The following is a 12,279-nucleotide window of genomic DNA, read 5'->3' as shown; positions in this document are numbered from 1 at the left end:
CGTCGAAGTCGTTTCTTGAATTGGACACGAATCGGGTCGCGGCGCAATACTTCTGCCATTCGCGCCCGGCGCTTTTGCCGGGCGTTGCTCATTAGGACGCGCACCATGGCCACCAAGGCAAGCTTTCACTGGGACGACCCGCTGCTGCTGAACGAGCAGCTCACCGACGATGAACGCATGGTGCGCGACGCCGCCGCGGCCTACTGCACCGACCGCCTGAAGCCGCGAGTGCTGGAGGCCTTCCGCAACGAGAGGACCGACGCCAGCATCTTTCGCGAGATGGGCGAACTGGGCCTGCTGGGCCCGACCATCCCCGCCGAATACGGCGGTGCCGGCCTGAATTACGTCAGCTACGGCCTCATCGCCCGCGAGGTGGAGCGTGTCGACTCGGGCTACCGCTCGATGATGAGCGTGCAGTCGTCGCTCGTCATGGTGCCCATCAACGAGTTCGGCAACGAGGCCACCAAGCAGAAGTACCTGCCCAAGCTGGCCAGCGGCGAGTGGATCGGCTGCTTCGGCCTGACCGAGCCCAACCACGGCTCCGACCCCGGCTCCATGATCACGCGTGCCCGCAAGGTGGACGGCGGCTACGAGCTGACCGGCAGCAAGATGTGGATCACCAACAGCCCCATCGCCGACGTGTTCGTCGTCTGGGCCAAGGACGATGGCGGCCAGATCCGCGGCTTCGTGCTGGAGAAGGGCGCCAAGGGCTTGAGCGCCCCGGCCATCCACGGCAAGGTGGGCCTGCGCGCCTCCATCACCGGCGAGATCGTCATGGACGGGGTGTTCTGCCCCGAGGAGAACGCCTTCCCCGAGGTGCGAGGCCTCAAGGGCCCGTTCACCTGCCTGAACAGTGCCCGCTACGGCATTGCCTGGGGTGCCCTGGGTGCGGCAGAAGACTGCTGGCACACGGCGCGCCAGTACACGATGGACCGCAAGCAGTTCGGCAAGCCGCTGGCGGCCAACCAGTTGGTGCAGAAGAAGCTGGCCGACATGCAGACCGAGATCACGCTGGGCCTGCAAGGCTGCCTGCGCCTGGGCCGCATGAAGGACGAGGGCACGGCCGCCGTGGAGATCACGTCCATCATGAAGCGCAACAGCTGCGGCAAGAGCCTGGACATCGCCCGCATGGCGCGCGACATGCTCGGTGGCAACGGCATCTCCGACGAGTTCGGCATCGCGCGCCACCTCGTCAACCTGGAGGTCGTGAACACCTATGAGGGCACGCATGACATCCATGCGTTGATCCTGGGGCGGGCGCAGACGGGGATTGCGGCGTTCTGAGAATTGGAAGGCTGGGGCGTCCCCTGCAGGCTGGACGACCGGCGCCAGCGCTGGCCTCACCTATCATTCTGGACACCGCAGTTGACGGGCCGTCAGCCGTGTTGGCTCACCGCCATATTCACCCGTCGAAAGACAACGCTGCCAGTACGCCGGCCGCGTAGCTCCTTCCTTTCGGGCAGAACTGCGCACCTCGCCATCGCAGCCCTTCGGACGAGCCCGCCGCGGTTTCCAGGATGAACGAACACAAGACAGGTTGGAGAGGAGCGCCGTGTTGACAGAGTGGCCGGACGCCGAGGGTCGTTTTTTTCATCCCGAGCCGCAAGTGCGGGTCGTGCCTCTGCCACATGGCAGCCACTGCGTGGTGGTGGACAACGTCCTGGCCAATCCGGAGGGCGTGCGCCAATGGGCGGCCTTGCAAGCTTTCCGGCCGCCGACACACTTTCCTTATCCGGGCTTGGTGCTCGACGCGCCAAAGGTGCTGGGCGAGCGGATGGCCGATTTCTTCGCGGAGCATGCGCGCGCGCCGCTTGGTGGCCGTCGCACGCTGCATCAGGAGGCGCGGCTGTCATTGCTGAACACGCCTCCCGAGGCGCTTGATCACCGGCTTTGGCTATGCCACCGCGACGTTGTGCTCGTCGACCGAAGTTTGTTGTGCGCAGCCAGTGTGCTGTATTTGTTTCATGACCCCACGCTGGGGGGGACCAGCTTCTATCGCCCACTGCGGGACCCGCAAGAGATCGACCGCGTGCTGGAGGACAGTTTCAAGCTGGACGGCCCGACTTTCAGTGCGCGCTACGGGTTAGAGCCGGGCTACATGAAAGGCGACAACGCGCATTTCGCGCGTGTGGCCAAAGTCCTCGCGGTCTGGAACCGCGCCATCTTCTACGACGGCTCCCTTTTTCATTCGCCTGACGTGGATCAGCCCACGCTGCTGAGCTCCGACGCGCTTCAAGGCCGCCTCACGCTGAACGGTTTTTTCACGTGCAAGCGCCAGGCGGCGTGAGCGGCAGCGCCAGCTCACGCTCGGCGGACCGGCCAGCACTTCTGGATCCGGCCCGCGTCTACCGGGGAGCGGGTGACGAAGAGGGGCGAGCCGTGGTTGCTGCCGATCCCGGGTGCCGAGCAACACGAGCAAGACCGCAAACGCGCTGGGTGACTTGAGGCAGGGCGTGGCCCGCGAGGCATGCTCGTGGCTTCCAGCAAACGGAGAAGCCGATGACCACCCGCCGCCATGCCCTGCTTGCCGCCGCCACGCTGCCTGCCGCTGCTTCGGCCGCGTCGGAACCAGGCTGGCCGTCAGCCGACGAAATCGCCAGGCGGGTCGAAGAGGCTCGCGCCGCCGAGACCGCCTTTGCCGCGGCCTTCGCAGCACGTGACGTGGCGGGGTTTCGGCGCATGCTGGCGCCCGACACCATCTGGATGGGCAAGGCGCCGCTGCACGGCCCCGATGCCGTCATGGCGGCCTGGAACGGCCTGCTCACGTCGCCCAAGCCGCCCTTCAGCTGGTCACCCGACCTGGTGCTGGTGTTGCCCAGTGGTGACTTGGCCCGCACCACCGGGCCGGTGCTGGATTCCGACGGCAAGGTGACGGCGCGCTTCCAGTCGGTGTGGCGGCGCAAGCCGGCTGGCGGCTGGGAGATCGTCTTTGACTTCGGGACCGAAGTCTGCCGTTGAACTATTTCCTGGTCAGCTGGATCTCGAACAGCTTCGGCCAGAGCTTGCCGGTGACAAACAGCCGCTTGGTCTTGGCGTCGTAGGCAATGCCGTTGAGTACGGCGTCCGGGCTGCTGCGCAGGTTGTCAGGCAGCAGGCCACCCAGGTCGATCCAGCCGGTCACGCGGCCGGTCTTGGGGTCGATGCGGGCGATGCGGTCGGTCTGCCAGATGTTGGCCAGCACCTCGCCGTCCACCCACTCAAGCTCGTTGAGCTGGTCGACGGGCTTGCCGTCGGCCGTCACGCGCACGCGGCGCAGTTCCTTGAAGGTCAGCGGGTCGAGGAAGCGCAGATCGGGGCTGCCGTCGCTCATGACCAGCTCGCGGTCGTTGTGCGTCAGGCCCCAGCCCTCGCCGGGGTAGGAGAACTTGCGCCAGAGCTTGAAGGTCTTGAGGTCGAGCACATAGGCGGTCTGCTCCGTCCACGTGATGCCGATGAGGCGGTCACCCCATTGCGAGATGCCTTCGCCGAAGACTTCGGCCGGCAGGTCCACCTGCTGCACCACCTTGCCGGTCTCGATCTCGACCTTGCGGATGCTGGAGCGCCCACGCAGGCCGGTGCCTTCGAACAGGAAGCCGTCATGGAAGAACAGGCCCTGGGTGAAGGCCTGGCCGTCGTGCGGGTAGCTCTTGACGACCTTGAAGCCCTGGACAGGCGTGGCGGCGATGACTGGCGCCGTCAGTGCCGCGGCGATCAGCGCGAGGGCAGCGCGCCGCTGCAGAAAAGAGGAGGAGGTAGAACGCATGCCGTCAGCCTAGCCGAAGCAGCGGGGGCACAGCTGTCTGCAACAGTTCGACCAGTTCGGGGTCCATGAAGCGGTAGTCGTCCGGGATGTCCAGCACATGCAGTTCTTTACCCGCCAGCGATGCGGCGTGATCCTGCATGAGGCGCGACCGGTGCTTGCTTTCCATGACGAGGATGACATCGGCCCACTCGACGTCGGCGGCGCTGACCTGCTTGCGCGCGCTGGCGCTGGTGCCGGCCGAGCGCACGTTCAGCGCCGGGTGGCGGCGGAACACCTGCTCGGCCGTCGGGCTGCGCCACTGGTTGCGGCTGCAGATGAACAGGACCTTGAGCCTGTCTGGGCTCATGCCCCGCCGAGCGACTTGAACAGCGCCGCCTGCCTGACCCACTGCTGCAGCCGCAGCCGGATGCGTCCCTGCTCGGCGTCGAGCACGGCGCTGCGCGTCTGCAGCCAGTCGGCGCGGGCCACGGCGCCCACCTCGTAGCGCAGCGCGGCCAGGCGTTCGTTCTCGGTCGCCTCGCGCAGCCGGCCTTCGTTGGCGGCAAGCTGCTGGGCCACGCGCTCGGCCTCGATGCGCTGGGTCTCGATGTCGGCCAGCGCGCGTTGCAGCGTGTCGCGCAGGGTCAGCGCGGCCGCGTCGAGCTCGGTGCGGGCGCCGTCGCGCTGCAGGGCCAGGCGCTGCCAGTCGATCATCGGCACGATGAGGTTGGTGCCGAGAGACGCCAGCGGCTGCGACAACCAGTCTCGTGCATGGCTGCCGCCAGTGCTCAGGCCCGCGGAGAAGGACAGGCGCGGGTAGCGGTCGGCCTCGCTGACGCGCAACCGGGCCAGGGACGCATCCACACCGAAGCGGGCCTTCTGCACATCGGGGCGGCGCGCGAGCACCTCGGCGGGCTCGGCCAGGCGCCAGCGTGGCGGCTCACCCGCCGGCAGCGCAGCCTCGGGCGAGGGGCCGGGCAGGGGCTCGTCGAGCAGCAGGGCGAGGATCTGGCGCTGCAACTGCGCGTCGGCGGCGAGGTCGGCCAGGCGCGACTCGGCGGCCTGCAGGTTGACGGCGATCTTGTCGACCTCAATCGGCAGCAGCTTGCCTTCACGAACGCGGGATCGCGTCAGCTCCAGCGTCTCGCGGGTCAGCGCGAGCTGGGTCTCGGCCAGCGGCTTTTGTGCGCGGATGGCGGCGAGCGTCCAGTAGGCCTCGGCCACCTGGCTGCGGATGGACAGGCGGGCGGCGTCGATGTCGGTGCGGGTGGCCTCGGCATTGGCGCGCTGGGCGGCCGTGCTCTGGGCCAGGCGGTCCCACAGGTCGAGTTCGTAGCCAACGCCGACGGACGCACCGTAGCTGCGGCTCCAGCCGGTCGAGGTCGTTACGGGAATCGTCACGCCGCCGACCTCGACGTTGCGCGTGCTGCTCTGGGTCTCGATCGGGCGGCTGGCGTTGGCGGACAGGCTGGCGCTCGGAGACCAGCGCAGCGCGCTCTGCTCGGCCAGCAACTGCGCCTGCTTCCAGCTCAGCGCGGCGCGGGCGATGTCGCGGTTGGCTTCCAGTGCGCGGGCCTGCAGCGCGGCGAGCTGGGGATCGAGCAGCCCGGCCCAGTCGGGCGCCACGTCGCCGCTGCCCAGGCTCCAGGCCGTGGGCACCGGTACGTCAGGTGCCTTGGCCGCGGGGCCGAGCGCGCAGCCGGCAAGCAGCAGGGCGGCGGCCAGGACGATCAGGGTCTGTCTCGTTTTCATATCAGTTGTCCATTCGCCTCGCGTCGCATACGTCGTGAATCTGGCGGGACGAGCGACGGGCCGCTCCCTAGCCGGCCCGCTCTGGCGATGTGCTTGCGGCTTGATGCCGCAAGCATCGCCGTCCCCTCGGGGGACCGGCCAAGGTTCTCCTTGGACGAGGGGCTCCATTTCTACTCCCGTGCCAGCGCGTCGACCGGGCTGAGAGCCGCCGCACGGCGCGCGGGCAGCGTGCCAAACACCAGGCCTACGCCGCTGGACACCGCAAAGGCCACGCCGAGTGCCGCCCAGCTGATGACCACATGCAGATGCTGCTGGGCCGCGTTGACGGCCTGGGCCGCCAGCCAGCTCAGGCAGACACCCACAAGGCCGCCCAGGATGCACAGCACGACGGCCTCGATGAGGAACTGCAGCCGCACATCGCCCTGGCGCGCGCCAACGGCCATGCGGATGCCGATCTCGCGGGTGCGCTCGGATACCGACACCAGCATGATGTTCATGACGCCCACGCCGCCCACCAGCAGCGAGATGGCCGCGACGCCAGCGAACAGGGCGGCCATAGCGCTGGTCACGCTCTGGAACTTGCGGAACTCCTCTTCGCCGTTCCAGGTGCCGAAGTCCTCGCGGCCGTGCAGGGCCTTGAGGCGGTGGATGATCTGCTCGCGCACCTGCTGAGGCGGCACGGTCAGGTCCAGCAGCACGTCGAAGTTGTCGACGTCGGCGCGCGCGTCCAGCTTGCGCGAGAAGGTGGTGTGCGGGACGTAGAGCTGGCCCAGCCAACTGCCAAAGCTGAAGGCGCCGCCCTCGGGTGCGACGACGCCGACGACGGTGAAGGGCAGGGCGGCCGTGGGCGGTGGTGGCGCACCCGGTTGCTGGGCGGCCTGGGCGTCAGGCGCCATGCCGGGGTTGACGAAGACGAGCTGGCCCAGTGGCGACTCGCCTTTCTTGAACAGCGCGTCGCGCGATTTTTCGTCGAGCACGATGACCTGGCTGCGGGTCTCGTAATCCATCGCGCTGAGATAGCGGCCCTGCACGAGCTTGAGCTTGCGCGCCTTCAACGTGGCCGTGTCGCCACCGATGGCCTCCAGCATCGCGTCACGCGACTGGTGTCGCGCGGTCAGCTGCATCTGGCGGTTCAGCGTGATGCTCTTGACGCCATTGAGCGCGCGTAGCGAGTCGATCTCGTGTGGCCGGAAGGGCTGGGGCACGGCCCCGGGTGGCAGGGCGGGGTTGCCGCGCCAGACGGGGATGCGGCCGGAGATCAGGCTGCTGAGGTCGGTCTCGATGGAGTCCCGTGCCGCGGTGGTCAGCGCGACGATGCTGACGACGGAGGCGATGCCGATGCTGATGCCCAGCATGGACAGGGCCGTGCGCAGCCGGTTGCCCTTGAGCGCCAGCAGGGCCGTCGCGACGGCCTCGCGCCATTGCACCTGGAGGCGGCGCAGGCGGCCGCCTTCCTTCACGGGCGGCGCATCGCTGGGCAGCTCGGTGGGTGCGATGTGGCCGGCCGGCGTGCCGTTGTCGGCAACGACCTTGCCGTCCTTCAGCTCGATGACGCGCCGCGCATGAGCCGCCACGGCGGCGTCGTGGGTGACGAGGATGATGGTGTGGCCGCGCTGGTTCAGCTCTTCGAGCAGGCGCAGCATCTCGGCGCCGGATGCCGAGTCCAGTGCGCCGGTGGGTTCGTCGGCCAGGATGATCTGGCCACCGTTCATCAGCGCCCGGGCGATGGACACGCGCTGCTGCTGGCCGCCCGAGAGTTCATTGGGCCGGTGGTGCAGGCGGTCGCCCAGGCCCAGCCGCTCCAGCAGCGCCCGAGCCCGCCCGCCGCGCGCGCCGGTGCCGACGCCCGCATAGACGGCGGGCAGGGCGGCGTTGGCGCGCGCGTCCAGGTGGGGCAGCAGGTGGTAGCGCTGGAAGATGAAGCCGAAGCGTTCGCGGCGCAGGGCGGCGAGCTCGTCGGGGCCGAGGGTGCTGGCGTCCTTGCCGTCGATGACGAAGCTGCCGCTGGTGGGGTTGTCCAGGCAACCGAGCACGTTCATCAGCGTGCTCTTGCCCGAGCCGGACTGGCCCATGATGGCAACGAATTCGCCGGCCTCGATGTTGAGGCTGACGCCGTCGAGGGCGGGAACGTCGATTTCGCCCAGCTGGTAGTGCCGGGCGACGTCCTTCAGCTCGATGAGAGCCATGTCAGGTGGACGCTGCGCTGGCGGGAGCGGAGGCTGCGTCGGCCGCACTCGGCGGCGCCAGCAACACCTTCTCACCGGCCTTCAGGCCATCCAGCACCTGCACCTTGGCGCCGTCCTGCAGGCCCACCTTGACCTGCCGCGGCGTCTGCTTGTTCGCCGCGTCCAGCACCTGCACCGTGAAGCGGCCGTCCTTGCCGCGCTCGCCCAGGGCGACGATGGGCATGGCCAGCACCTGCTTGGCGGAGCCGGTCTCGATGTCGACCTGCACCGTCATGTCGCTGAACAGCGCCCGCTCGCGGTTGTCCACCTCGAACAGCACGTTGTAGAACACCGCATTGCCCGCGCGCTCCGGCACGGGCTGGATGACGCGCACCTTGCCCTCGTAGCGCTTGCCTTCGCCCGACAGCGTGGTGAAGCGCGCCGTCTGGCCCACCTTGATGGCCTGGATGTCGGCCTCGGGCACCTTGGTGCGCACGGTGATGGTGTCGAGGTCAGCGAGCGTCAGGATGACGGGCGTGATCTGCACCGAGATCAGCGTCTGTCCCACCTGCACGGGCAGGTTGACGACGGTGCCATTCATGGGCGCGGTGATGCGCGTGTAGGAGAGGCTGACCTTCTTCTTGTCCAGCTCGGCCTGCAGGCGCGTGAGGTTGGCGGCCTGGCCACGCAGATCGGCTTCGATCTTGGCGATGTCGATCTCGGCCTTCTCGGCTTCGTTGCCCGAGGTGGCCTGGCCAGCCAGCAGGCGCTGCTGGCGCTTGAGTTCGCGGCGGGCGGCTTCGGCGTCGACGCGGCGGCTGTCGATAGACGCGCTGGCCTGGGCCACGGCGGCTTCGGCTTGCGCCACGTCGCTGCGCGCCAGCTCGGGGTCGAGGCTGACGAGCAGGTCGCCCTTCTTGACTTGCTGGCCCAGCTCGATGTGGATGGTCTGGACCTGGCCGCTGACCTGGGCGCCGACGTCGACGCGCGTCTTGGCCTGAAGCACGCCGGCGGCCTGCACGGTCTGGGTCACGTCAGCCAGGGCGACGACGCCGCTGGGCGGAGGGGGAGGCGGGGGCGGTGTGCGAGTGAACCACCAGGCGGCGCCAGCGGCAGCGAGCACGGCGATGACGATCAGGCGCACGCGCCAGCGTTTCAGAAAAGAAGCTTTCATGTCCCTCCCAGGACGATGGGGTCTTATTCGCCCCTTCCGGCCGGCATTGGCGTGATGGGTCGGCTAGCGTAGCAGTTGAACGGAGCCTGGCGGCCCCACTTCACACATCGTCGTGAGTGAAGCGCCGCTTGGCAAAAGTCATGTGGGGTCAGGGCTTGAGTACTTCAAGCCGTGCACTCAGCGGCTGTGCGAGGTCAGCCGCGCCAGCGGCGAGGCCATGCTCACTCCGGGGGCCGCCGTGCTGGCGCCGCGTGCAGTCTTGCCGTCGTCGTCCTCGCCGCCGACGGTCAGCGCGGCGATGCTGTCGGGGCTGCGGCGCATGGCCACGCCCACGGCCAGGATGTCGATGACCAGCAGGTGCAGGATGCGGCTGACCATGGGCAGGTGGGTGGCGATGTCCTCGATGTGGTCGACGATCAGCGTCGCATCTGCCTTCTTGGCCAGCGGGCTCTGGCTGGCCGTGATGGCCACGACCTTGGCGCCGCGTTCCTGCGCCTTCTCGACGACGGAAAGCAGCTCGGGCAGGCGGCCGCCGCTGCTGATGACGACGGCCACGTCGCCCTCGCGCAGCACGTCGGCGGCCAGCAGCTGCAGGCGCGGGTCGGTGTAGGCGCCGCAGGGCATGCCGAAGCGCAGGAACTTGAACTGCGCGTCCTGCGCGACGACGCCGTAATGCCCGAGCGCAAAGAACTCGATGCGGTGGGCCGACAACAGCATGTCGATGGCGCGGTCGATGGTGTCGCGGTTGAGGTGGCTGCGCACCTGCAGGATGGCGCTGGCGGTGTTGCCCAGCACCTTGGCGCCGAGCTCCAGCATGGAGTCGTTGGTGTTGACCTGGGTGTGCGTTACCGGCACCGTGCCCGTCAGGCCGGAGGCCAGGCGCAGCTTGAAGTCGGACAGGCCCTCGCAACCCAGCGACCGGCAGAAGCGGATGACAGTCGGCTGGCTGACACCGGCGGCGCGGGCAATCTCGGCGATGGGGTCGTTCAGCACCGAGCGTGGTTGGGCCAGCACCAGGTCGGCCACGCGCAGCTCGGCGGGTGACAGCTCGCTGCGCGCACGGCGGATCTGGCCGAGGATGGCCGAGCCGGGCGAGGCCTGCAGGTTGCGCAGCTGGTTCTCGAGGATGGCCGACGCGCCCTTGAAGGTGGCGTGCTCGGCTGTGATGACGAAGGTCGGGATGGCCGACACGTAGTCGCGGAAGCGCCCCTTGTCCTCGAAGCGCTCGCGAAACGGGCTGCGGTCGAAGTACTCGCCCAGGCGCGGCACGATGCCGCCGCCGATATAGATGCCGCCCAGCGAACCGAGCGTCACGGCCAGGTTGGCGGCGCAGGTGCCAAGCAGGCCGCAGAAGACTTCCAGCGTCTCCAGGCACAGCGCGTCGCCGTCCTCCAGCGCGCGTTGGGTGATGGCAGGCGCCTGCAGCGGCTCGGTGGCCACGCCGTTGCGGTCGGCCAGGGCCTTGTAGATCAGCTCCAGGCCGGGGCCGGAGATCAGGCGCTCATAGGAGACGTGGTCGAGCGTCCTCCAGGCGAACTTCAGGATGTCCATCTCGCGCTCATCACGCGGGCCGAAGTTGACGTGGCCGCCCTCGGTGCCGAGCGCAATCCAGCCTTCCCCGGCCGGGATCAGCCCCGACACGCCCAGGCCCGTACCCGCGCCCAGCAGGCCGATGACGCTGGGTCGGCGCGCCTGGCCGCCGCCGACCTGGTGCACATCCACTTCGGCCAGCCGGGGCAGGGCCATGGCCAGGGCGGTGAAGTCGTTGACGACGACGAGGGTGTCCAGGCTCAGGCGCTGGCGCATCTCGTCGATGGAGAACTGCCAGTGGTAGTTGGTCATGCGCACCCGATCGCCTTCGACCGGGTTGGCGATGGCGATGGCCGCATGCGCGATTTGCTGTGCGCCGCCGTCCTGCCAGCTCAGGCCTTGCAGATAGGCGCGCACGGCGGCGTGGAAGTCGGCGTGGTCGGCGCAGCGCAGCGAGGCCATCTGCGTGAACTCACCCGGGCCGACTTCCAGCGCGAAACGGGCATAGGTGCCGCCAATATCGGCAAGCAGGCGGGGGCTGTCGAAACGGGGCATGGGCGCTGAAGGAACCTGAGGAAAGACGGGCGATTATCAGCAGGCGCGCAGGCGACCTGCCTTGGACCCTTTCGGGGGCGATTCCTGGTGTGGAAGCTCAAACAGGTTGTAGCTTCACTACAGATCCTCGGCAATCGAGTTTCCCCAGGGCGATGGCTGGCTTGCCGGGAGTTGAAAGCGTTTTCTCATTCGAGATGAGATTCCAAGGGCGAGTATGTATTGTCGATTGGATGTAGTTTTGCTACCGTCCGCCGCGACCGTCATTTCACCCTTTTCAGCCCTGTGTTTGCCACTGCCCGACTCCTGAATATCCGCTGCCTTGCGCCCCTCCTTGTTTCGGGAGTTTCTGTATGAGTGCCGCCTACCCCTGGTTGGTGGCCGACGTCGGCGGCACCAATGCGCGTTTCGGCACCGTTGCCGGGCCCGGCGCCGCGGTGGAAGACGTGCGGGTGCTGTCGGTGGCGGGCCATGCGGGGCCGGCGGCCGCAGTGCGCGCATATCTGCAGGGGCAGCCAGCCGGCAAGGCCCAGCCGCAGAGTGCGGCCTTTGCGCTCGCGACGGCGCTGGACGGCGATCACATCGAGCTGACCAACGGTGCCTGGAGCTTCTCGCGCGCCGGCACGCAGGCCGAACTGGGCCTGAAGACGCTGCTCTGCCTGAATGATTTCGAGGCCCAGGCGCTGTCGCTGCCGCGGCTGCGGGCCGACCAACTGCGCGCCTGGGGTGCGCCCCCGCCCGCGACCGGTGACGTGGCCGTGGGCACGGTCATGGCCGTCATCGGCCCGGGCACCGGCCTGGGCGTGGGTGGCGTCGTGCGCGCCCCCGGACGCTGGCTGGCGCTGCCGGGTGAGGGTGGGCACGCGACGCTGGCGCCGGCGGACGATTTTGAGAGCGCCGTGCTGAGCCAGGCGCGCCGCGAGTTCCCGCATGTGTCGGCCGAGCGCTTCCTGTCGGGCATCGGGCTGCCGGTGCTGTGCCGCGCCGTCGCGGCCGCGCTCGGCGAGGGCGAAGACGTCAGCTCGCTGCCGACCGAGCAGATCGTCGCCCGGGGCCTGGCCGGTGAATCGACTGCTTGCGTGCGCACGCTGGATCTCTTCTGCGCCATGCTGGGTGGTTTCGCCGGCAGCGTCGCGCTGACGCTGGGTTCGCGCGGCGGCGTCTTCATCGGCGGCGGCATCGTGCCGCGCCTGGGCGAGCGCTTCTTCCAATCGGAGTTCCGCGCCCGTTTCGAGGCCAAGGGGCGCTTCCAGCCCTTCCTGGCGGGCATCCCCACGGCCCTCATCACCGACACGCTGGCCGCATTGTCCGGCGCCGCCCTGGCGCTGGAGCAGGCCGACGCCTGACACGGCGCGCGCGGTCTGCGCGCGCCGTCTTCTCACACG

General features: G+C 68.7%; 10 protein-coding genes. 4 read left to right on the top strand and 6 right to left on the bottom strand.

Annotated elements, in window-relative coordinates; all coding sequences use genetic code 11:
* Positions 1 to 105: 105 nt before the first annotated feature.
* From AC1DW0_RS11410 to AC1DW0_RS11400, 3 genes are all read left to right on the top strand, one after another.
* Entirely contained in the window at positions 106 to 1,284 is a 1,179-nt protein-coding gene (locus tag AC1DW0_RS11410; RefSeq protein ID WP_477945902.1) for an acyl-CoA dehydrogenase, read from the top strand.
* 268 nt (positions 1,285 to 1,552) lie between these two features.
* Positions 1,553 to 2,287, top strand: coding sequence for a DUF6445 family protein (locus AC1DW0_RS11405; RefSeq protein WP_477945900.1), 735 nt, complete (start codon positions 1,553 to 1,555; stop codon positions 2,285 to 2,287).
* A gap of 212 nt (positions 2,288 to 2,499) precedes the next feature.
* On the top strand, positions 2,500 to 2,958 hold the full coding sequence (locus AC1DW0_RS11400; RefSeq protein ID WP_477945898.1) for a YybH family protein: 459 nt from the start codon (positions 2,500 to 2,502) through the stop codon (positions 2,956 to 2,958).
* 1 nt (position 2,959) lies between these two features.
* On the opposite strand, the gene AC1DW0_RS11395 is transcribed toward AC1DW0_RS11400, so the two are convergent.
* From AC1DW0_RS11395 to AC1DW0_RS11370, 6 genes are all read right to left on the bottom strand, one after another.
* The gene (locus tag AC1DW0_RS11395) at positions 2,960 to 3,742 is read right to left on the bottom strand and encodes a glutaminyl-peptide cyclotransferase (protein WP_477945896.1); all 783 of its coding nucleotides are present in this window, start codon (positions 3,740 to 3,742) and stop codon (positions 2,960 to 2,962) included.
* Positions 3,743 to 3,746: 4 nt separating this feature from the next.
* Entirely contained in the window at positions 3,747 to 4,088 is a 342-nt protein-coding gene (locus AC1DW0_RS11390) for a low molecular weight protein tyrosine phosphatase family protein (protein ID WP_477945894.1), read from the bottom strand.
* Positions 4,085 to 5,473, bottom strand: coding sequence for a TolC family protein (locus tag AC1DW0_RS11385; protein WP_477945892.1), 1,389 nt, complete (start codon positions 5,471 to 5,473; stop codon positions 4,085 to 4,087). Before AC1DW0_RS11385 ends, AC1DW0_RS11390 begins: the two co-directional genes overlap by 4 nt.
* Positions 5,474 to 5,643: 170 nt before the next feature.
* Positions 5,644 to 7,659, bottom strand: coding sequence for an ATP-binding cassette domain-containing protein (locus AC1DW0_RS11380; RefSeq protein WP_477945890.1), 2,016 nt, complete (start codon positions 7,657 to 7,659; stop codon positions 5,644 to 5,646).
* A 1-nt stretch (position 7,660) separates the two neighbouring features.
* A complete protein-coding gene (locus AC1DW0_RS11375) occupies positions 7,661 to 8,812 on the bottom strand; it encodes an efflux RND transporter periplasmic adaptor subunit (protein ID WP_477945888.1) in 1,152 nt (383 codons plus the stop codon).
* 177 nt (positions 8,813 to 8,989) lie between these two features.
* Positions 8,990 to 10,897: a glucokinase gene (locus AC1DW0_RS11370; RefSeq protein WP_477945887.1), complete on the bottom strand. Its 1,908-nt coding sequence runs from the start codon at positions 10,895 to 10,897 to the stop codon at positions 8,990 to 8,992.
* Positions 10,898 to 11,247: 350 nt separating this feature from the next.
* Between AC1DW0_RS11370 and glk the strand changes: the two genes are divergently transcribed.
* On the top strand, positions 11,248 to 12,240 hold the full coding sequence (gene glk, locus AC1DW0_RS11365; RefSeq protein ID WP_477945885.1) for a glucokinase: 993 nt from the start codon (positions 11,248 to 11,250) through the stop codon (positions 12,238 to 12,240).
* Positions 12,241 to 12,279: the final 39 nt, after the last annotated feature.

It is taken from the genome of Roseateles sp. P4_D2 (genome assembly GCF_056401875.1).
Note: the sequence above shows the minus strand (reverse complement) of the source record. Positions and strands in the feature narration are given on the sequence as shown.